The sequence below is a fragment of the Candidatus Comchoanobacter bicostacola genome (assembly GCF_024172705.1).
Taxonomy (GTDB): Bacteria; Pseudomonadota; Gammaproteobacteria; order Comchoanobacterales; family Comchoanobacteraceae; genus Comchoanobacter; species Comchoanobacter bicostacola.
In genome coordinates this window covers 937,768-957,286 of record NZ_CP092900.1, presented here as the reverse complement: position 1 = coordinate 957,286, position 19,519 = coordinate 937,768, and the positions used below count along the sequence as shown (strand labels likewise).

Genomic DNA, 19,519 nt, shown 5'->3' with positions numbered 1-19,519 from the left:
GATTATTCTCCATACTGTGGTCATTACTGTGGGGTATAATAATGAAGTATACAATAGATCGGCGGTTTAAAGGCTTGCTTCCAGTTGTCATTGACATTGAAACAGCAGGTTTTGACCCAAATGAAAATGCATTGTTAGAAGTAGCTGCTGTATTTATGAACTATGATGAGGGTATTTTACAACCTATCCATATATTTCATGAGCATGTGATTCCAGAACCGGGTCTTGAGCTCGATGAGGCAGCGCTTGAGTTTACGCAAATTATACCAGATCATCCATTTAGAATGGCAAAGCCAGAAGCTGAAGTTATTCAGTTGCTGAATGAAGAAATTAGTAAGTATATGGATTTTTTAGGTTGTAGTCGGTCAGTCTTGGTAGGGCATAACGGACAATTTGATTTGTCTTTTCTGCAAGCAGCGGCAGAGCGGCATCAGCTTCCACTTCAGTTACATCGGTTTTTGGTGATGGACACAGCAACCTTAAGTGCAGCGTTGCTAGGGGAAACAGTACTGGCTAAAGCGGTTAGGAAAGCAAGGCTTCCTTTTGATGATGCACAAGCGCATGGTGCACTGTATGATGCAACCATTACATCTGAGCTTTTTTCCAAACTTATTCAGCAAGCTGATGCAAGTCGTATCCGATCAGGTTCCGGCAGATCTTCAGGGTGATTTTCTTTTTATGAGAACAAGCATAGGCGCTGATTTCTTTTAATTTGTTGGTTAAGGCGCTTAAGTCTCGGTTGTATTCTTTTATTAATAATTGGCACGCTTCATTAGAAATAACAATTTGGGATTGCTGGATAAAGTGCTTTATAATAAGGTAGTTTTCCTCAGGTGAGTTCGGATGTAGTTCTAGGGATAGCATAGCACTATAACGAGAGTTGAGGTCTTTTCGTGAAAAGGGGCTGAGGTTAAAGTCTCTGCTGGCCCAAATCATCTTTTTACCTGATTGTTCGATATGGTTGTAGAGTCTAAATAAGAGAACCTCGAGCTCTTTATTGTTAGTGGCTAGCTGTGTGTCATCAATACATACCAGCTGAGGTAGCGTTTCTTTTTTTAATAGGTTTTCAATATGCTGAGGACGCTTAAGGTTAATTAAGCATGCTTTCTCTCCGTGAGCAGTAATTTGGTGGCAGCAAGCAGCAATAAGATGTGTTTTTCCACTTCCTTTCAATCCTTTGATAACACAATGGAGCATATCATTTGATCTTAAAAAAAAGTTTATTTTTCTTTTAACTTCGTCATTAGTTAATCCGATAAAGTTGTCGAATGACTGTTCAGGGTTGGTGAGTAAATCAAGGGTTTGCTGCATAATACTGGTGTATAATTGTTCACTTAAATAGAGTTTAGGTTGGAAAGCGTTAAATGTCTAGGGTAGTTGCTTTTTATTGTTTGTAATCAGTCATTTTAGATGGTGTTTGATAACGATTTAGAGTTTGTCTACATTAGCTATATGGATATAAATTATTTAAGCATATATAAAGGATCTGTTCTTGATCGCCTCATGGGTTTGTGGTTAATTTGTTTTTAATAAGTAATAGGAGTTATTAGATATGAACATAGACAACAGAGCTGATATACAAAGGCTGGAGGATGTTCTCTCGTACAAGAGTCAGTTAGAGTCTGCAGTTAAGGATTTCAAAGCTGTTCAGGGATCCAAGCCTACAGCATTAGGCACTCAGGATGCTCAGACTAAGTTTCAACGTCAAGTTATGGCAGTGATCAGTAAACTTTCTAAAGTTTCTGGTGAGCTTAAAGTTTCTGATAAAAAAGAGGACAAGCCTGCTGATAGTGCAAAAGTTAAATTAAATGATGAATATTTACATGAGTTAAAGGGTTTGCTGGATGATGCCAAAGTTAATGAGACAGGATATGAAGTGGCTAAAGATCTCAGTTGTGGAGCGCTTCAAGGGTTGAAAAACGACTACGCAGATGGTGGATTCAAACATGAGAACTTAAAAGCGTTGGATAATGATAAGGCAAAAGCTCTATACGATAAGGTAACTGATCGTTTAAAAGCGATTACAGCAGAAGGTGAAGCAAAGGTTAAGACAGCTCCTGTGTCAGGTGAGTTGACTCAGCAGATACAAGAATTGGTTTCAGGGATTTCAGAATTGTCATTTGATAATATGATTGTTGAGGCAGAGGTTGAGGAAAAAGAAGCAGTCGATTTGAATGATGAAGCGAAGGGTCGTTTAAAAGATTTACTTACAGCAGTAAAAGAAGCGAAGGATTACAGCCTGGAAGATTACCAGAATGAAGACCTAAGGTCCTTGTTGAAAGAGTTCGAGGGTGGTGATCTTTTAAAGGATTTTAAAGATGATGAAAAAGAAGCGTTCAAAGAGGCATTAAACAAGCATTTAACTGTTGCTCCTAAATCTGCATTGGTTGCTAAGTTTGACGAATTAAGTGCGTTAACTGAAAAGCTAAAGGAAGCTACTGTGACCGAAAAAGGAGCTGCCGCATTCTTCGAAAAGATTTTTGCTGCATTAAAGCGCGCCTTTAAAGCGATTGCTAATGCATTAGTTCCTAAAGATGGTCTAATGAAAGTAAGTAAGTCTGAAAAACCTTTAGAGCATTTCAAAACTCAATACGGAAACTTGAAGCAACAAGGTTTGGTTGCAGAGGTTTGTGCACGCGCCAAGATGACTGACACGCCAAAAGGTCTTGCTGAGAGCTATAAGACAAAAGCGAAAAATGCAGTACGTGGTAAACGCTCATTCTTGAGTAGTGTATTTAGAAAATTAGGCCAATACCACCAGATTCTAAAACAGATGACAGTGGGTGTGATAATTTCTGCATTCAAGTTTGTTTTATCTGCGCTTAAGCATATCTTTATTCCAGGTAAGGTAAAGGAATCTCTAGGTGCAAAAGAGCAGCTACGAGCTTGTTTTGATAATGCAGTTAATTCGGATTGTTTCAGTAGCGAAGAGATGCCAGCCAATGCTATGACAGACGATACAGCAGCAGGTGCTCCTCCTGTTAATGGTATTAGTATGGCTTAATTTCCTTTAATATCGTAAAAAGAGGCTTCTTTAAGCCTCTTTTTTATTTGCATGACTTGACCTGAATAGGGCTGTGTGCTAATTTCTATATAAGTTTATGTAAAATAATTTTATTTTGGAGTTCGTGATGGTTAGATCTGAAGTTAATATAAATATGGCAGAGCGCTTTCCTCATTGGCCAGCTGGTGATGTAGCGCTTGCTACCAAGCTGTTTTTTGAAATTCTATCTGAGGCTTTAATTGAAGAGCAACGGATTGAGTTAAGAGGCTTTGGGACCTTTGAAGTAAGAAAGAGATCCGCTAAAACAGCAAGAAACCCTAGAACCAGAAAGCAGGTTGAAGTGGGTGTGCGTGGTCGTGTTCATTTTAGAGCAGGGCGTAATATGCGTAAGGTTGTTGATGCATCTAAGTCTAAGTTCCCTATCAAGAAGATAAAGGAAACCAGGCCTTCTCGTGAAGAGGCTTAAAGCTTTGAATTAAAAAGGGCGCCTAAGGCGCCTTTTTTTTATTGCTCTCCAACCGTTTCTACTTTGGGCAGTGTAATGTCTGTCTGTCCCATATATTTACCGTTCCTGTCCTTATAAGATGTCTCACATACTTCATTAGCCGTTAAGAATATCATTTGGGCGATTCCTTCACCTGCATAGAGGTAGGCTGGTAACGGTGTCGTATTCGAGAACTCTAATGTTACGTGTCCTTCCCATTCTGGCTCTAGAGGGGTGACATTTACAATGATCCCACAACGTGCATAGGTGGATTTTCCAAGGCATATCGTTATGACATTTCTAGGTATTTTGAACTTTTCCACAGTTCTTCCAAGTGCGAATGAGTTGGGGGGTATAATACAGACATCAGTTTCTAAGAATAAAAAACTTTTTTCATCGAAGTTTTTTGGGTCGATGTGTGTAGAGTGGATATTAGTAAATACTTTAAACTGGTTATCCAGTCGTGCATCATAGCCATAGCTTGAAGTCCCAGAAGAAATAACGCCTTTGCGTTTTAACTCCTTTTGATAGGGTGAAATCATATTATGCTGGGTGGCATAGTAATGAATCTCTTTGTCAGATAGTACAGACATGCTTTACTCCTCTCGTTGTTTAACTGTAAACCCACTGAATGCATGGCATGCAACGGGCAATGTACATAGTTGAATGGCCATAGATCGGGCTAGTTCATGTACGGCTGTGTCACCTATAGGTGATACTTTTTGATAATCTGGGTTATAGGACAAAGTATGTATGGCATGATCCGTTGGTTTTGTTTTTCTGATACAAGGGTATACATGGTTTTCAATATGGATGATTCTTGGAATATTGAGTGCTTCCATCATCGTTTCATACCGAATGGCATCCATCTCAGTAAGTGGGTGAGGTTGCCTGATCGTACAATGTCCGGTTAAAGGTAAGTTTTGGCAGATTGAAATGGGTACATCTCCTGTACCAGGAGGAAGGTCGATTAGTAAGTAGTCCAGCTGGGGCCAAAGTGTTTGTTGATACATTTGGGTGATGGCTTTAGCGATCATTGGACCGCGCCACATCATTGCCTTTTTAACCGAGCAAATTAGAGCAATAGACATAAGAAAAGCCCCTTGCACCTTGATAGGATTCATCTTGTTGTCTGTGATTTTAGGTGTGTCTGTTGTTTGATGCAGTAGCGTTTGACTGGGGCCATAGATATCAGCATCTAATATGCCAACACGTGCACCCTGTTGGATGAGTGCTTGTGCGATTAAATAAGTCACAGTTGACTTTCCAACGCCACCTTTGCCAGAGCCAATCGCAATAATGTTGCTAATATTAGGATGGGCGGTGTGCTTGGATTTATGTGTTAAGATATCTTGTTTGAATGTTAAATCAAATTTAGTCAGTATTTTTGTTAGTTCTTGCTGTTTATCATCTACTGGGAAGTGAAAGTGAAGCGTGTTATTTTTTATAAGAGTCCCTTGTTTTAAATCGGATGCCTCATATGAAAATAATGCGCTTAATTGTTCATACAGGTTATGAACTTGTGATGAATTAGCCATAGTTTAATTAATTTTACTCTCTATAAATAATAAAGTGGCTTATGGTTAAGCACAATCAAAAAATACCAGTCTTTGGCTAATGTTATATATATCAATTGGACATGCTCTGGTATTCATTATTGGATTTGCTATAATAAATTATTTCTATGATAAAATATGATGTTAAAAAAAATAATGCCAGTGTCTGTGGGTTTGTTTGTTCTGTGTTTTTTAGGTTATGTTGTTCGGCTAGAGTATAGGTTGCATGCGCTCAGTCATATCAACCCACAAGTGACTCAGGTGTACCAAATGCCGGAGGGTTTTAATGAAGTTCCAATATGGATGGGTCTGGGACAGTATGACAGAGTATTAGCCCTGATAGACGAGTTACCGGAGGCGGAGACGCAACGCTTATGTTCTCAAATAGAGGAAGAGAGAGAGAGAAGGGAGCATGTTTTAGCAGCTATTAATGATTTATTGCATACACCGGATACTCTGTCTGCAAAAAAAGGTCCTTTTTATTTTGAGTCAACGGCTAAGAATGAAAATTTGAAGGAGTTAAAGATGATTCTACAACTGGGATGGTTGTCTGCACAAAATGGTTTTGTTGGTTGGGATGACATCCAGGTGATGTTACAGACCTGGTTAGATCAATCGGATCTATCGTGGCAAGAAAATCCATCCATATCATTGCTTATGACTAAGCGTGTAGGAGGTAGTGATGAATAAATTGATTGCATTCTTCTCAGCGTTGGCAATGAGCTTGTTTGCTATTTTATACACCAGTTATCATGGTGAAATTATCTTAATAGTAGGTCAAAATAAGGTAGGGGTTGATTTATGGTTTGCAGTTGTTTTATTTGTGCTATTGATCTTAGTTCTAAATTGGCTGACTGCACGTATTCGTGACTTAAGGTTGCTACCCAGTCGTTTTAAGTTTTATTGGCAGACACGTAAAGTTAAGGATGCTGAACAGGCCAGGCAACAGGCAATTATTTATGCATTGAATGAAGAGTATGTGCGTGCTGTGCAGCAAATGCAAATGATTCAATCCCTCAGTGTGTCTGATCAGTTGTGGATTGCTTTATGGATGAATCAGGCTCAAATGGTGGATGAATTAGATACAGTGTTGGCTAAGATTGTACACTCTGGCCGTTACTCATCGAGTTGGTTGATTTGGTTCCGTGCTTATTTGGCGTATCAGCAGCAGCAAAGTGATCGAGCAGTCAGTATTTTAGAAGATGCAATTAAGCGTAATATACATACTAAAGATATTGTCCAATCATTGGTTCGCTATGTGAATATAAGCAATCATTACTCTATCTTGATTGAGCACGAATCTGTCATTCGAAGGTTTTTACCCCATTCTGAAGCAGTTTCAGTACTGGGCCTCAGTTATGCGGCACTCTTTGATCGGTTCATTAAAAGGGATGATATCAGGGGGCTGGTTCAAAAGGTAGGCTCTTTATCTAGAGATATTAGTCAGGATAAAACTATGGCGTATTATAAGTTGTATAGCTTGAGTCATACAAAGCAGTGGGATCAGCTTGTATACCAGCTGTCTCAGCTGACCTTATTAGAGGACCCGCGTATTTTAGGGTTGATTATTGACTCCGAGCTTCCTATAAGTAATAAAATACAAGTCTTGGATAAAGCGTTAAGTCGGGCTCCAGATGAAGCAGATTTATTGTACGTTCGCTCATATCTTGCTGCACAAAGTGGGGAAAGCTTATTAGATACTGCGCAACTCATTGAGCGTTCCGTTAAGGGACGTTTTTTGAGTCACTAATGCTATGGGGTTAGGCCTCCGACAATAACGCCAAGGGCTAAAAATAATAATATGGGAAAGAGGTTGGTATAAAATAATCCGCTGACTATAAATCCAGTCACACTTCCAATGGTTGCACCCGTTGCTATCTTTTTGTGTTTAATCTGCATTGATCTACTCCTATAAACTATGTGATTTATACTTTGGATTTTTAGGTTGTCAGTTTTTATTTAATTTATTTTTTCATAAAATAGACGGGATTTAGTTTGTTTGCTTAAGATGAGGTTGATGATGTTTCGGATAAACTGTTTTCCCTCGGCGCTGCTGGTGTAATTATTGAGTGTTGACTGTAGCTCTGGTACAGCAATTGCGTTAGGTGCTTTATTCATGCATCCCATTAAGCCATTATTCGGTGAAAACGTGCAATAGGGCTGATTGATTCCAGTTGTCGATAATTCATAGCCAGCTTCTTTGAGCAGGTTGATTTCAAATCGACGAAGTACCGGCTCTACTATTTTTTGTTGTTCAAGTTGGGCTAATGACTCTGCATAGTAAATAAATAGCTGAGGGTGAGCGTCTTTTTCTTTACAAAAGTGATAAATAAGCTCATTGAGATAGAGTGCACAGTATAGCTTTTTGTGCGTGAATAGATAAGGTGCATCTAATGTAGCTTCTATTTTAGCTGAGCGCTTCGATCCGGTCCTGCTGATTTGGTACCGAGTAAACGGGTGGTATACTTTCTTAGTGCTACATGCCAGAGAAACAAGACCTTCCTGGTGGGTAAATAATACAATAAATTGAGTTTTTTCATTATGTGGCCTAACATGTATCAGATAGCCAACGGTTAGCTGTTGACAGGTTTTTGATACAGTCCCAGGTGTTGCGTACATATATAATAAGCCATAAGGTTTGTTAGTATTACGGGTAGTGTATCAGAAAGAAGTGCGCCTAAAATACCGAGTTTGGGAATTGTTATAATAAGCAGTAGCAAAGTAGTGGAAAATTGGATAAGTTGTAGCTTCATTCCGATTTTTTCATAGCGGGAGTGCAATACGATTCTGATATAAGGCCTGGATATAGCACACATGAAAAATAAAAGGGTGCTGGTTATCAGCAGGTTGGCGTTACTTGCTAGGTTTAAGGTGTTAAGCAAGGGTTGGGCGAAAAATAAGATAACTAATGTTAGCCCAGAGGTAAAAACAATATGTATGTTTTTGATCATTTTTAAAATAGGCTCTAAAGCCGATAAGTTTGTTTCGATATGGATGGATGCCTGAGAGGATAGATAAGTATACAGAGGTGACATAATCGCATAATATCCAATCGCAATTGTAATGAGGCTTGCATATTCGCCAACGCTACTTTCAGAGGAAAAGAGTTCTAATGCGAGTAGGGAGACACCAAATGATAAATGATAAAATAAAGTGCATAGCCAAAAGTTTCTGTTCGTGCTGTATGCATGTGCATGTTCAGATGAAGAGTAGTTGGTTAGAAATCGGTGTTTATTGAATTTTTGACTTATAAAAAAGTACAAGCAGAGTGCGATTATTTGGCTGAATAAGCAGAGTGCTAACATTGATATATGAGAGGGCTGGATAATAGCTAGAGCCAATGTAAATATGATTGCAACAGTAATGCTCGGTATAATTGTTAGGGATGCTATAGCTGCAGAAGAAAGGTTTTCTTGTGACAGGCTTAGGCTAATAAGAATAAAAAAGAATGCAAGTATAGGCGCGAAAAAAATAGCAAACTGATAGGGCTTTCCTTGAAACGCACTAGTAAAAACAGTGTTGTTCATAAGATAGAGCACGCTACTAATCGTTGCAGCACTGATTGCAAGCACAACAGCCGTGAGTATCATATTTTCAGAGAACCACGCTAGAATATTACGACGCATAAGCTTTTTATGTGTTTTTTCGTATTGTGGTTTATAAAAAGTTAGAGACGCCTGTTTAGCGATAATAATAAAAGTTGATACGAGCAACAGTGTTCTACTTATGCGATAAAAGTCACCATATTCTGCACTTCCTAGTTGAGAAAGTAAATGGATGTTAGCATAAAAAAACAGCAGATAAGCTCCGAGTGAAGCAACCACTGTAAAATATAAGGTTGTAGTTTTGTTCACAACAATCCAGGGTGTAATCTTTTTATAGCTTAATCTATGCGCGGGTGTGAATCAATCAGAAAGCGAAGTATACTTTCAATCCGGTCTTTTTTCTTAGCATGTATGCACTGAGGAAGGTGCACAGCGCACAAGGGAGCCCTTGGCTAATAATGGCGCCAATAAGGCCAAATTTAGGGATGAGTATTTTGGCACATAGGGCGATTAGTATTAATTGAAATAACATTATCTTTGATAAGGTGCTTTGGTTATTGGTATAGTTCAAGGTTTCATGAGCAAGTTGTCCTAAATATTGACAGCAAGACAGTACTGAGGCAATGACAAGTCCACTATAATATAGTGGAAAGTCTTCACCGTATCGGCCAAGTAAATAGTGACCAGCTATAGCTAGTGTTAAGGTAAGTGTGAGAATAATAAGCCAGCGAAGTTTGTTGATTTGATTGATTTTATCTTGGAGCTCTTGGATTTGTCCTTGGTGGTAGAGTGTGGCTATGGAAGGTTTTAGATAGCTATCAAAGGGTTTGGTTAGTAGATGGAATCCATAATTGAGTGTAGCAATTGCTGCATAAAAACCAACTACGTTTTCTACAGGGCCCAGTTGTTTTAGGAAAAATAATGAAAGTGAGGGGGTTCCTTTAATAATTAAGGTACTTAATGTATAAAGGAGTCCTGATGCATGCCATGTTTTTTTGTCACTAAGGTCTTTCTTTGCACTGATTGAAAAGCCACTGTAGTACGAAAAGAGTGCGTAAATAATGGAAGACATGATAAAGCTAACGCAATAAATAATCAGTGCGCTAATGACATTGGGTGTCATGTTTTGCGGCAGGCAGTATAGTAAGGTAGAAAATAAAATGGGCTGATAAACGCCTCTAGGTAAAAATGCTGAGAAAAACCGTTTGAGAAACAGGAAAAATCGCTCAAATATTCCACTTATCACAATAAAGGGCATAGCAAAAAAAATAGTAAGCAGTTGTTGGCTAGGCATATTGATACTAGTGTTGAGTATCGGCAATGTAATGCTGATGTTATTATATTCCTCAGGGTATAAAGAGGAAAAGATTAATGTGCAGGAAACAGTAATAATCAGAATTACAGTTTTTATCAGTGTAGATTGGGCTATCCAATAAATTAGACCTGATTTTTTTTCAGGGTTTGCATGGTATTTGGATAGATACATCAGCAAAGTAGCTTCTTGGCCCATAACAAATAAATGTGCTAAGTTATGAGTGATTCGTAGTGATATACTGAACTCACCAAAAGCAATCTGGTTATTAAGCCAACGTGAGGCGTGTGCAGTAGCTTCATTAGTTAAGCACCATGCAATAAGAGAGATTACAAAGTAGGCAGCCAGGTATAAGTTTTGTTCTGTAAAGTAGGCGGCCAGATATACGTTTTGTTCTGTGGTGGGATTACTGTTCAAAATATTTATCTATATATTGGTTTTCTGTCAATTTAGGGTTTACTTTTACCCAAGTCTTAAGAAGAATACGCTTTTTTAATACGGATTGCAGTCTTTTCCGAGCACTTTCACCAATTTTTTTCAATTGCTGTCCATTTTGTCCAATAATGATTTTTTTCTGTCCTATATGTTGTACATGCAAATTAACATTAATCACCAACCGCTTTTCTTCTTGAGTCACTTGAGACACTTCAATAAACGTTGCATAAGGCATTTCAGCTGCTAGTTGTTGCATGAGCTGCTCTCGTATCATTTCTTGAGCAAGAAAGCGCTCTGTATGGTGAATTTGGTCGTTATGGCCCTTAGTGTCTTTAGGGAGCAGGGCTTGCAAGTCTTCAACTAATAAATCGACATTAAACCCATTGAGTGCACTGATGGGTAGAATGCGATCATATGCTTTATCTTTTAAGGTTTGAATAAAAGGGAGTAGTTTATGTTCCGAGAAAAGGTCGATTTGGTTAACAAGGAGTATTTTAGGCGCGGATGATGATTGTATAGCTTGGTAAACATTCTCATCTTCAGCATGCCATGTACAAGGTTTAATAATATGACAAATAATATCAGCATCGTTCATTGCATTTAGTGCAATGTGGTTCATTCTTTTGTTCTGAACGCGGTGTATCTTTTGATGGATTCCAGGTGTGTCTGTTAGTATAAAATTAGTCTGTGGTGTTTTGAATAGTCCACGTACAGTATACCAGGTCGTCTGTGGCTTGTTGCTTTCTATCGCAATCGGTGTTTTGAGGAGTTGATTGGTTAAGGTTGACTTCCCTACGTTAGGGCGGCCGGAAAAGCATATGTTAGCTGTAGGTTTCATAATTGTGTTCCATGATTTTTTCATATAGTGAAGAGGCAGCTTGCTGCTCAGCAATCTGTTTTGAGCGACCAGACCCTGTTGCCTGGAGACCACAGCAAGTCTCACAGCGTATGGTATATATTACATTGTGAGATTGTCCGGTTTGTTCAATCACTGAATATTTGGGTAGCTTTTTCTTATTTTTGTGCGCCCATTCTTGAATGCGTGTTTTGCTGTCTTTTTTAATGTTGTAGTCAAATGACTCGGTGATAAAATGTTTGAAAATGAACTCAGAGCATGCAGTTAAGCCTTGGTCTAAATATAGAGCGCCAATAAATGCTTCAAGTACATCTGCTCTAATATTTTGACTGATTGTTTGTTTGGGAGCCGCAATAATATGGTGGTCTAAGCTAAGCGTGTTTGCAACTTTGTTTAAGTTGAATTTGCTTACGATTTTTGAGCGAATAATAGATAGCTGTCCTTCATCGAGGCTGGTTGAATGAACAATATGTGCACTAATACATAATGAAAGCACACTATCTCCAAGAAATTCAAGACGCTCATAGTTTTGCGATGACTGACTGCGGTGTGTCAGTGCTAGCTTAAGCAGTTTAGGGTTTTTAAATGTATAGCCAAAAAGGTTTGAGTTCATAATAGTTAATACTTTATTTGAATTTAGTATACATTAAAAACCTATTCAAATCAATGCTTTATTCTAACTTCCCGCTTTTGCTAAATGAAATGAACCAATGTTTAAAGCTGGGTGTTTTGAGTTGAAATAAACGATGGCTTGCTTTGCCAACGATAGCGCTCTCGTGGACAGGGCCAAAGAAGCGGGAGTCAAAGCTGTGGTCACGATTATCTCCAGATACAAAGAAGTGATCTTCTGGCACTGTAATGTCGAGATTTTCCTTGGAGAAGGAAGGGTAGAATAGGTCATCAAGTTGAATTCTGTGTTTTTGGCCATCAATGTACTCATCTGCCTGTTCTATATATGAGTCTGTAGATATGTATTCATGCTCGTTTTGTGATAATGCTTCACCATTAACAATGTATGTTTTATCTTGGTCTTTATATTGAACGCGGTCACCAGCTATGCCTATGACTCTTTTTATATAATTTATGTTAGGGTTGTCCGGGCTGGAAAAAACAATAACATCACCACGTTGTGGTTTTCTCCAAGCAATGCTAACGCCATTGAATGGTGTGATTTTGCTTTGATAGTGCGTTTTATCAATAATTAACATGTCGCCCGCAAATAAGGTGGGCTCCATTGATTCAGAAGGTACTAGAGAGTAATCATAAGCTAAAGCGCGGAATAATGTAAATATGACTACGAACAGCCATGTTCCGCGACTAAAGTCTCTTAAAATAGAGAGCTCTGATTGAGGAAAATGCTTCTTTGCATATAGATCATATAAATGCACGATGACTAAAATAATCATGGCAAATGTAAGGAATATACTTGAGTTAAAGTATTGAACGGCTAGGTAGGCTGCTGCAAATATAGAAAAATATTGCATATGGTATAACCAATTTGGTTTATCGTATGCTTTATAAAGCCATCCTTTGTTTGTAAAAAGCCGGTATGCACTAAGAACTAAGGTCGTGCATAGCAGTAGGGAGGATATAAAGTAAAAGTTCATTTGCATTGTTAACTCTCCATTTAGTCTGTATTGTCAGATTTTATTACCGCTAAGAAAGCTTCTTGGGGAATGGTAACTTGCCCAATTTGCTTCATCCTCTTTTTACCTGCTTTTTGCTTTTCTAAAAGTTTCTTCTTACGTGAAATGTCGCCACCATAACATTTAGCGGTTACATTTTTTCGCATTGCGCTAATCGTTTCACGCGCTACGATCTTTGAACCGATAGCGGATTGAATAGCAACAGCAAACATTTGTTTTGGAATCAGGGATTTTAGTTTGGCAGCAAGGGCTCTACCTTGTCGGTAGGCCCCATCCTGATGCACAATAATTGCGAGTGCATCAATAGGGTCCCCATTGATCATAATATCAAGCTTGACGAGTGGAGCTGCTTCATAGTGATCTAAATGATAATCAAGTGACGCAAATCCTCTAGACAATGACTTGACTCGGTCAAAGAAGTCTAAAATTACTTCATTCATAGGAATCTGAAAGTTGAGCGTTGCTTGTTTTCCGACATAGCTGATTGATTTTTGTATACCCCTTCGCTGAATACATAATGTAATGAGTGCCCCTACGTATTCTGGAGGGGTTAGTAGGGTAACGTCGGCAATGGGCTCATTGATACACGCAATTTGGTTTTTTTCCGGTAGCTTAGAGGGACAGTCGACATTTATAGTTTCACCATTTTTGGTTTCAACCTGGTAGATCACAGTAGGTGCGGTAGAAATTAAGTCAAGCTTATACTCTCTTTCTAATCGTTCTTGAACAATTTCCATGTGTAGCATACCAAGAAACCCACATCTAAAACCAAACCCTAGAGCTTGAGAGGTTTCTGATTCATAAAATAAAGCAGCGTCATTAAGTTTAAGCTTGGCTAGGGACTCCCGTAAGAGCTGATACTGCTCAGTGGATGCTGGAAATAGCCCGGCATAGACTTGAGGCTTGACGACTTGGAATCCGCTGAGTGCTTCAGAGGCCCCATTTTTGGCGGTTGTGATGGTGTCCCCAACCGGTGCGCCGTAAATGTCTTTAATGCCAGCGACTATATAGCCTACTTGTCCACAAGATAGTTGTTCCTGTTTGGTTTGCGTGGGTGCAAATATTCCCACTTGTTCTGCAGTGTGTATCTTCCCAGAAGAGGTTACTTGAATACGAGTTCCAGAGTCTAAATGGCCATCAACGACTCGCACTAAGGAAACAACGCCTAAGTAGCTGTCAAACCATGAATCAAGGATAAGTGCTCTAAGCGGTTTATCAGGATCTCCTTTAGGTGGGGGAACTTCTTTGACAATGGTCTCAAGCAATTCTTCAATGCCTACACCACTTTTTGCACTAACAAGGTTGGTATTCTCTGTTTCAAGCCCGATCATTTCTTCAATTTCAAGCTTTACTTCTTCTGGACGTGCCTGTGGTAAATCAATTTTATTCAGTACTGGGAAAACCTCTAAGTCTTGCTCAAGTGCCATAAAACAAACGGCTACTGTTTGCGCCTCAACACCTTGAGCTGCATCTACAACCAACATAGCGCCCTCACAGCCAGCTAGAGAGCGTGAAACCTCGTAAGAAAAATCAACGTGTCCTGGTGTGTCAATCATGTTTAGTTGATATGACTGACCGTCTTGGGCTTTATAATGAAGGGTTACAACTTGAGCTTTAATGGTAATCCCTCTTTCTCGCTCGATATCCATGTTATCTAAGTATTGAGCCTTCATGTCCCTCGGCGTTGTCTCTTGGCACATCTCAATAAAGCGATCAGATATTGTTGATTTCCCATGATCAATATGGGCAATGATTGAAAAGTTGCGGATATGCTGCATATAATGTCTAATAAAACTTAATTAAGAATATCATAGTCCGTATTTTTGTCTATGGTTTATAATGCGCCTTTATACGATTAATAAATTCTTCTCGATTTTTGCCAAATTTGTCTTCACCTGTTTCGGGATCAATCATTGCATGTATGAGGCTCGTTGAGTTAAGCGGAGCATTCGTATAAGGGTCTATTTTACGCTCATCGACCCATTGTTTGAGCATACCCAGCTCATAAACTTGTTCGCCAATTTTTATAGGGTATTCAGGCACTGAGTGTGTTATTGGGCACCTAAATTCAGCTTCTGCGTCTTCATCAACCTGCTCATATATGCCTTTAGGTAGTTCTCTTTTTAGTACCTCAGGAACAGGTTCATGGTTCTGAGTAACCCACTGATTGAGCGTATCATAGCTGGGAACATTGGTGGGCATTAATATTGGGTTTGCAAGCTTTGGGTAAAATATCACCAATAATACTGTACTGAGTAAAAGGGTTAGCTTAATATGGATTGAGAAAAAAGATGTGGGCAACACAACACATAATATCATGAAGAGCCAGTAGGGTGCTGATGAAGCTGAGGGTGAGAATAGCTGTATTCGATCAAGCGTGATGTTGACTATTTTTTGTAATATCAGATGTATCATACTGTCCTTATATCAATTGATTCCTGTAATATCTTGAGATTTTAACATGTATTGTCGTTTTCTCAATGTTTAATTGGGAATAATATGCAATGAATTGCAAAGGAGGTGCGTATGATTGAGATATGTTTTGATTGATACCTGCGTATGACTTTTTCAGGTTTGCTCAAGGTTCCACAGTCTTGAATGAGAAAAAGGTTTGAGTGATTATACAGGATAGATCGGGCTTTAATTGGGTAGAGCACAATGAAGGTTAGCGGCCATAACTTCATAGGCAAAAAGGCAACAACTAAGCAGTATTGTGCGTTGGTTATGTTTAAACCATACCTTGACTCTTCTCGAATCATTGGCTTAAGAGCGCTTTGATAGCAGGGTTTGAATCATGTGCTTTGTGGGGTGTATAGATGAGTAGTTTGTCGCCAGCTAACAGGGCTGTGGTTTTTTCAGTAAACAGGGGTTTTTCATCACGAATAATGCAGCCAATAATGATATGGGGGTCAAGGCTTAGGTCGTTAATGGTCTGGTTACAAAAAGGGTGCTCAGGCAATATCTCTAATATAATAAGTTGTAGTAGATTGGGTCGTGTATAGTAATAACAAACCTTTTTTTCAGATAAAATGTTACGCATAATATGATCGCTAATGATTTGTGTTTTTAAAACCATATGGCTGATTGGACTGGATTCGAATATATGCCCTTCACGTATTTTATTTATTAAGTTAAATGTCTGCAGCGCACCCGTGTCATAAGCTTGAAAGGAATAAACTAGATTGTTCTCATCGTCGGGGCTGAGTGCAGCAACGGTTTGGTTTCTACTGATCATTGTCATGAGTGTTTTTTTGTTTTCTGGGTTGGTGTGTATGACCTCTGTTTTCGGTAATTGACTGGCAGCAAGATTACATAATTTTTTGTTGGGTTCCAATAACGTAGTTGTGTTTTGTTTTGAAAAATATTGGCAGCAGCTTATTGCAAGGGTGCTATTCCCGAGAAAAAGGATTTCCGTGCAAGGTGGTTGGTTGGCAATGCTGGCGAGCTGGTCTTGGTGAATCACTACGAGTAGAATATCGCCTTCAGTTGTTCGGGTGTTTTTTCTAAATGAACGCCATACCCCATCCCGGTACAGGCCAGAAATCACACAAGATTTAGGCGTGCTGTTTTCCATTTTTTCTAAGGAAATCCCAGTCCAAGGATGGTCCTCAGTTAGCTTTACTGAGGCTGATAAATAGCCCCCTCCAATATAGTTTGCATGGATGAATTCAGGGTGAATAAAAATATGCTTAATGTCTTCGATGATGCTTTGATTGATGTGAATCGTATAATCAATTGCATGCGTGTAAATATTCTCGCTTTTTGAGAGGTATGCTGAATCGTGTATACAAGTTATGGTTGTCACTGCAGTAATAGATTTTGCAATATAGCAAGTTAGTAGGTTGGTTTCATCATCTTGCGTCATTGCAATTAGGTACTGTGTTTCATCAGATAAGCTAGACTTAATAACTTCAGGGTGTGATGGTTTTCCGTGTATTGTGATAATGTTATAGTTTTTTTCAAAATGGGTCAGTGCTGACAAATCATTATCAACAAGTGTAATCTGGTAACCGAGTTGTACCAGTTGCTCAATGAGCGCTTCGCATGAAGCAGAGGCTCCAAATATTGTGATGATTCCAGCCATAACTATTCCTTTAATGGGCTTGTAGCGCATGCTTTGAAATTGTCAGAAATAAATATTGTTAATAATATGGGGGTCTTTGGTTGATTACGTCGGGAGAAAATTTTAAGCTGTATTCATTTGAGCAAGGAAGTTCATGTCGGAAGTTGATCTGAAAAAAAGGCGTTTACTGCAAAGTGCGGGTGCATGGGGTGTTCTGGGTATTGTAGGTGCAGCTGTTCCTTTCTTGCAATCGCTGAATCCGAGCAGGGTTACTCGTTTGAAGGGCATGCCGGTGGAGGTGGATGTAAGCAACATGTCTGAAGGGCAGCAGAAAACAGTGATGTGGCGAGGTAAACCCGTGTGGATTATTAAGCGGTCTAAAGAAATGCTGGCTTCTTTAGATGTGTTACAGGGCAACTTGAGAGATCCGGGCTCAGAATCATCCTCTCAACCCAGTTATGCACAAAATCAGTATCGATCAGTTGACCCCAACTACTTAGTTTTGTTGGGTGTGTGTACACATTTAGGTTGTGCGCCTACTTATCGGCCTGAAAAGGGGGCAATCGACAGTGAGTGGCAAGGCGGTTTTTTTTGCTCGTGTCATGGTTCTAAGTTTGATTTAGCGGGTCGGGTGTTTGATGGTGTACCTGCTCCTACTAATTTAGAAGTTCCGCCCTATCACTTTAAGGATGGTGCGCTAGTGATTGGAGAAGAAGGTGAGTGATTGGCTGCGTTTGCGTGTTCCTTTTATGTATGATCTTTTAGATCACTTAAAGCACTATCAAGCTCCTAAAAACCTAAATTTTTGGTATTTTTTTGGTGCGCTTTCATTGTTGGTTTTAGGCAATCAATTGCTTACAGGGATCTGGTTATTAATGTATTATACGCCCACTGCAGCGGATGCAATGGCTTCAATAGAATTTATGATGAGAGAAGTAAACTTCGGGTGGTTGTTTCGTTACTTGCATGCTGCAGGTGCGTCATTTTTCTTTGTGGTTGTGTATTTGCATATGTATCGAGCGCTACTATATGGCTCATATAAAGCACCGAGAGAAATATTATGGCTAAGTGGCTGTGTGATGCTGTTGTTGTTAATGGCTGAAGCTTATACGGGTTATGTGCTGCCTTGGGGACAAATGTCGTACTGGGCTGCACGCGTTATTACTTCACTATTTAAGACAATCCCAGTAATAGGGGAGCCTCTTGTGTTATTAATACAAGGTGACTATGAAGTATCAGAGGTGACACTGCATCGTTTCTTTTCATTTCATGTGGTTTTATTTCCATTGATTATTTTGGGTTTTGTATTTTTTCATACACTATGCTTACATGCTGTGGGTTCAAATAACCCGGATGGTATAGAAATAAAAGATAACCTAGACGCTCAAGGAAAGCCTAAGGATGGCGTTTCATTTCATCCTTTCTATACAGTAAAAGATGTTATGGGGGTGGGGATATTTTTATTTATATTTTTATCGGTTGTGTTTTTGGCGCCAAGGGGATGGGGGTTAGTTTTAGAGCCTGAAAACTTTGAGATAGCCAATCCTATGGTGACACCTCTACATATTAAACCATCGTGGTATTTGGCGCCTTACTATGCAATTTTACGTGCTGTTCCGGATAAGTCTTTAGGTGCTATTGCAATGTTTGCTTCACTACTTATGTTTTTCTTGTTGCCATGGTTAGACAGGTCTCCGGTACGATCTATGCGGTACAAGGGACCACTCTCAAGAATTACACTGGGGTTGTTTACAGTTTCTTTTTTAGGGCTTTTAATCGTAGGGTGTCTTCCTGCAACTTACTGGGCAACGTTTTCTGCACGTATATTCGCTATATTGTATTTTTCATTTTTCTTTTTAATGCCTATTTATTCTTATTATGATTGGCACAAAGTGCCTCCTAGCAGGTTGACAATATGATTCTACTATTACTAATTGGTTGTTTTTTTTCTGTAGCACAACCCATACTAGATGCACCTGATTTTTCATATCAAAAAGAAGCACAAATTAAAGCTGGGGCAAAAGCCTTTGCTCAATCATGTTTTAGTTGTCACAGCATGAACTATATGCGGACAGATGCTTTAACATTAGCAGCAGGGATTAAGTCTGAGAATGCTATGGCGTGGCCAAAAGATAGTTGGATGGGTCACCCACCACCGGACTTGTCGCTGGTTACTGCTTATCGTGGCGTAGACTATGTTTATAGTTACTTGCGAGGTTATTATCTTGATGCTGAGGTAGAAGGCGGTTATGAAAATATTGTAATGCCTGGCACACAAATGCCCAATCCATTTTCTTTAATGCAAGGTGATCAGGTTTTATTAACACAAGATATAGCACATAAGCGTTTGTTTGAGGTGTTGGATCTGAAGACAAAAGGGACAATGACGCCGCAGGAGTTTGAAGACTATGTTACGTCTATTGTAGCCTATTTAGTCTATGCTTCAGACCCTTCTGAAGCAGATAGATATGCTTATGCGCCTTGGGTTTTAGGGTTCTTGGCAATATTTGTGTTGATTATGATCCGGCTGGATTTAGTTTACTGGGCTGAAATACATGAGCAGCATGATCATGAAAAAAACTAAGGCTTTTCGTTGCGCTAATTAGTTGTAAATGGCA

21 protein-coding genes are annotated in these 19,519 nt (G+C 39.2%); 8 read left to right on the top strand and 13 right to left on the bottom strand.

Features of this window, described 5'->3' with window-relative positions:
• The first annotated feature begins 41 nt into the window (after positions 1 to 41).
• Positions 42 to 668 carry an exonuclease domain-containing protein gene (locus tag MMH89_RS04655; protein ID WP_258568287.1) on the top strand — a complete coding sequence of 209 codons (627 nt, stop codon included), beginning with the start codon at positions 42 to 44 and terminating at the stop codon, positions 666 to 668.
• Here the strand turns inward: MMH89_RS04655 and MMH89_RS04650 are convergent.
• Positions 610 to 1,311, bottom strand: coding sequence for an nSTAND3 domain-containing NTPase (locus MMH89_RS04650; RefSeq protein WP_258568286.1), 702 nt, complete (start codon positions 1,309 to 1,311; stop codon positions 610 to 612). The genes MMH89_RS04655 and MMH89_RS04650 overlap by 59 nt on opposite strands.
• A 241-nt stretch (positions 1,312 to 1,552) precedes the next feature.
• Between MMH89_RS04650 and MMH89_RS04645 the strand changes: the two genes are divergently transcribed.
• On the top strand, positions 1,553 to 3,004 hold the full coding sequence (locus MMH89_RS04645) for a hypothetical protein (RefSeq protein WP_258568285.1): 1,452 nt from the start codon (positions 1,553 to 1,555) through the stop codon (positions 3,002 to 3,004).
• A gap of 127 nt (positions 3,005 to 3,131) precedes the next feature.
• On the top strand, positions 3,132 to 3,470 hold the full coding sequence (locus tag MMH89_RS04640) for an HU family DNA-binding protein (protein ID WP_258568284.1): 339 nt from the start codon (positions 3,132 to 3,134) through the stop codon (positions 3,468 to 3,470).
• 38 nt (positions 3,471 to 3,508) lie between these two features.
• Here the strand turns inward: MMH89_RS04640 and dcd are convergent, their stop codons facing one another.
• Together dcd and MMH89_RS04630 are read right to left on the bottom strand one after the other, a co-directional pair.
• Positions 3,509 to 4,081, bottom strand: a complete 573-nt coding sequence (gene dcd / locus MMH89_RS04635) for a dCTP deaminase (protein ID WP_258568283.1) — start codon at positions 4,079 to 4,081, stop codon at positions 3,509 to 3,511.
• A 3-nt stretch (positions 4,082 to 4,084) separates the two neighbouring features.
• The gene (locus MMH89_RS04630; RefSeq protein WP_258568282.1) at positions 4,085 to 5,026 is read right to left on the bottom strand and encodes an Mrp/NBP35 family ATP-binding protein; all 942 of its coding nucleotides are present in this window, start codon (positions 5,024 to 5,026) and stop codon (positions 4,085 to 4,087) included.
• 159 nt (positions 5,027 to 5,185) lie between these two features.
• Between MMH89_RS04630 and MMH89_RS04625 the strand changes: the two genes are divergently transcribed.
• Entirely contained in the window at positions 5,186 to 5,734 is a 549-nt protein-coding gene (locus tag MMH89_RS04625; protein ID WP_258568281.1) for a hypothetical protein, read from the top strand.
• Complete coding sequence (locus MMH89_RS04620; RefSeq protein WP_258568280.1) at positions 5,727 to 6,794, top strand: heme biosynthesis HemY N-terminal domain-containing protein; 1,068 nt, start codon at positions 5,727 to 5,729, stop codon at positions 6,792 to 6,794. Before MMH89_RS04625 ends, MMH89_RS04620 begins: the two co-directional genes overlap by 8 nt.
• Positions 6,795 to 6,796: 2 nt before the next feature.
• Here MMH89_RS04620 and MMH89_RS04615 read toward each other — a convergent pair whose 3' ends face one another.
• The 10 genes from MMH89_RS04615 to MMH89_RS04570 form a co-directional block, all read right to left on the bottom strand.
• A complete protein-coding gene (locus MMH89_RS04615) occupies positions 6,797 to 6,943 on the bottom strand; it encodes a hypothetical protein (protein ID WP_258568279.1) in 147 nt (48 codons plus the stop codon).
• A 60-nt stretch (positions 6,944 to 7,003) separates the two neighbouring features.
• Positions 7,004 to 7,663 carry a DNA repair protein RecO gene (recO, locus tag MMH89_RS04610; protein ID WP_258568278.1) on the bottom strand — a complete coding sequence of 220 codons (660 nt, stop codon included), beginning with the start codon at positions 7,661 to 7,663 and terminating at the stop codon, positions 7,004 to 7,006.
• Positions 7,618 to 8,898, bottom strand: coding sequence for a hypothetical protein (locus MMH89_RS04605; RefSeq protein WP_258568277.1), 1,281 nt, complete (start codon positions 8,896 to 8,898; stop codon positions 7,618 to 7,620). Before MMH89_RS04605 ends, recO begins: the two co-directional genes overlap by 46 nt.
• 55 nt (positions 8,899 to 8,953) lie before the next feature.
• Positions 8,954 to 10,318 (bottom strand): lipopolysaccharide biosynthesis protein, encoded by a 1,365-nt coding sequence (locus MMH89_RS04600; protein ID WP_258568276.1) that lies wholly within the window; start codon positions 10,316 to 10,318, stop codon positions 8,954 to 8,956.
• A complete protein-coding gene (gene era, locus MMH89_RS04595) occupies positions 10,308 to 11,174 on the bottom strand; it encodes a GTPase Era (RefSeq protein ID WP_258568275.1) in 867 nt (288 codons plus the stop codon). Before era ends, MMH89_RS04600 begins: the two co-directional genes overlap by 11 nt.
• Positions 11,158 to 11,805: a ribonuclease III gene (gene rnc / locus MMH89_RS04590; protein WP_258568274.1), complete on the bottom strand. Its 648-nt coding sequence runs from the start codon at positions 11,803 to 11,805 to the stop codon at positions 11,158 to 11,160. Before rnc ends, era begins: the two co-directional genes overlap by 17 nt.
• A 58-nt stretch (positions 11,806 to 11,863) precedes the next feature.
• Positions 11,864 to 12,805, bottom strand: a complete 942-nt coding sequence (gene lepB / locus MMH89_RS04585) for a signal peptidase I (RefSeq protein ID WP_258568273.1) — start codon at positions 12,803 to 12,805, stop codon at positions 11,864 to 11,866.
• Between the two features lie 14 nt (positions 12,806 to 12,819).
• Positions 12,820 to 14,616, bottom strand: coding sequence for a translation elongation factor 4 (lepA, locus tag MMH89_RS04580; RefSeq protein ID WP_258568272.1), 1,797 nt, complete (start codon positions 14,614 to 14,616; stop codon positions 12,820 to 12,822).
• Between the two features lie 49 nt (positions 14,617 to 14,665).
• Complete coding sequence (locus tag MMH89_RS04575; protein ID WP_258568271.1) at positions 14,666 to 15,253, bottom strand: RING finger protein; 588 nt, start codon at positions 15,251 to 15,253, stop codon at positions 14,666 to 14,668.
• Between the two features lie 340 nt (positions 15,254 to 15,593).
• The gene (locus MMH89_RS04570; RefSeq protein ID WP_258568270.1) at positions 15,594 to 16,922 is read right to left on the bottom strand and encodes an NAD-binding protein; all 1,329 of its coding nucleotides are present in this window, start codon (positions 16,920 to 16,922) and stop codon (positions 15,594 to 15,596) included.
• 133 nt (positions 16,923 to 17,055) lie between these two features.
• Between MMH89_RS04570 and petA the strand changes: the two genes are divergently transcribed.
• Genes petA through MMH89_RS04555 form a run of 3 tightly spaced genes read left to right on the top strand, consistent with a single transcriptional unit; the run spans position 17,056 to position 19,485 of the window.
• The gene (petA, locus tag MMH89_RS04565; protein ID WP_258568269.1) at positions 17,056 to 17,625 is read left to right on the top strand and encodes a ubiquinol-cytochrome c reductase iron-sulfur subunit; all 570 of its coding nucleotides are present in this window, start codon (positions 17,056 to 17,058) and stop codon (positions 17,623 to 17,625) included.
• A complete protein-coding gene (locus MMH89_RS04560) occupies positions 17,618 to 18,820 on the top strand; it encodes a cytochrome b (RefSeq protein ID WP_309477194.1) in 1,203 nt (400 codons plus the stop codon). The genes petA and MMH89_RS04560 overlap by 8 nt, the downstream gene beginning before the upstream one ends.
• The gene (locus MMH89_RS04555; protein ID WP_258568268.1) at positions 18,817 to 19,485 is read left to right on the top strand and encodes a cytochrome c1; all 669 of its coding nucleotides are present in this window, start codon (positions 18,817 to 18,819) and stop codon (positions 19,483 to 19,485) included. The genes MMH89_RS04560 and MMH89_RS04555 overlap by 4 nt, the downstream gene beginning before the upstream one ends.
• Positions 19,486 to 19,519 lie beyond the last annotated feature (34 nt).

Excerpts from the sequence above, each read along its gene's own strand:
- MMH89_RS04655 (WP_258568287.1), top strand. The coding sequence starts at position 42 with ATGAAGTATACAATAGATCGGCGGTTTAAAGGCTTGCTTCCAGTTGTC.
- MMH89_RS04650 (WP_258568286.1), bottom strand. The coding sequence starts at position 1,311 with ATGCAGCAAACCCTTGATTTACTCACCAACCCTGAACAGTCATTCGAC.
- MMH89_RS04645 (WP_258568285.1), top strand. The coding sequence starts at position 1,553 with ATGAACATAGACAACAGAGCTGATATACAAAGGCTGGAGGATGTTCTC.
- MMH89_RS04640 (WP_258568284.1), top strand. The coding sequence starts at position 3,132 with ATGGTTAGATCTGAAGTTAATATAAATATGGCAGAGCGCTTTCCTCAT.
- dcd (WP_258568283.1), bottom strand. The coding sequence starts at position 4,081 with ATGTCTGTACTATCTGACAAAGAGATTCATTACTATGCCACCCAGCAT.
- MMH89_RS04630 (WP_258568282.1), bottom strand. The coding sequence starts at position 5,026 with ATGGCTAATTCATCACAAGTTCATAACCTGTATGAACAATTAAGCGCA.
- MMH89_RS04625 (WP_258568281.1), top strand. The coding sequence starts at position 5,186 with ATGTTAAAAAAAATAATGCCAGTGTCTGTGGGTTTGTTTGTTCTGTGT.
- MMH89_RS04620 (WP_258568280.1), top strand. The coding sequence starts at position 5,727 with ATGAATAAATTGATTGCATTCTTCTCAGCGTTGGCAATGAGCTTGTTT.
- MMH89_RS04615 (WP_258568279.1), bottom strand. The coding sequence starts at position 6,943 with ATGCAGATTAAACACAAAAAGATAGCAACGGGTGCAACCATTGGAAGT.
- recO (WP_258568278.1), bottom strand. The coding sequence starts at position 7,663 with ATGTACGCAACACCTGGGACTGTATCAAAAACCTGTCAACAGCTAACC.
- era (WP_258568275.1), bottom strand. The coding sequence starts at position 11,174 with ATGAAACCTACAGCTAACATATGCTTTTCCGGCCGCCCTAACGTAGGG.
- rnc (WP_258568274.1), bottom strand. The coding sequence starts at position 11,805 with ATGAACTCAAACCTTTTTGGCTATACATTTAAAAACCCTAAACTGCTT.
- lepB (WP_258568273.1), bottom strand. The coding sequence starts at position 12,805 with ATGCAAATGAACTTTTACTTTATATCCTCCCTACTGCTATGCACGACC.
- lepA (WP_258568272.1), bottom strand. The coding sequence starts at position 14,616 with ATGCAGCATATCCGCAACTTTTCAATCATTGCCCATATTGATCATGGG.
- MMH89_RS04575 (WP_258568271.1), bottom strand. The coding sequence starts at position 15,253 with ATGATACATCTGATATTACAAAAAATAGTCAACATCACGCTTGATCGA.
- MMH89_RS04570 (WP_258568270.1), bottom strand. The coding sequence starts at position 16,922 with ATGGCTGGAATCATCACAATATTTGGAGCCTCTGCTTCATGCGAAGCG.
- petA (WP_258568269.1), top strand. The coding sequence starts at position 17,056 with ATGTCGGAAGTTGATCTGAAAAAAAGGCGTTTACTGCAAAGTGCGGGT.
- MMH89_RS04555 (WP_258568268.1), top strand. The coding sequence starts at position 18,817 with ATGATTCTACTATTACTAATTGGTTGTTTTTTTTCTGTAGCACAACCC.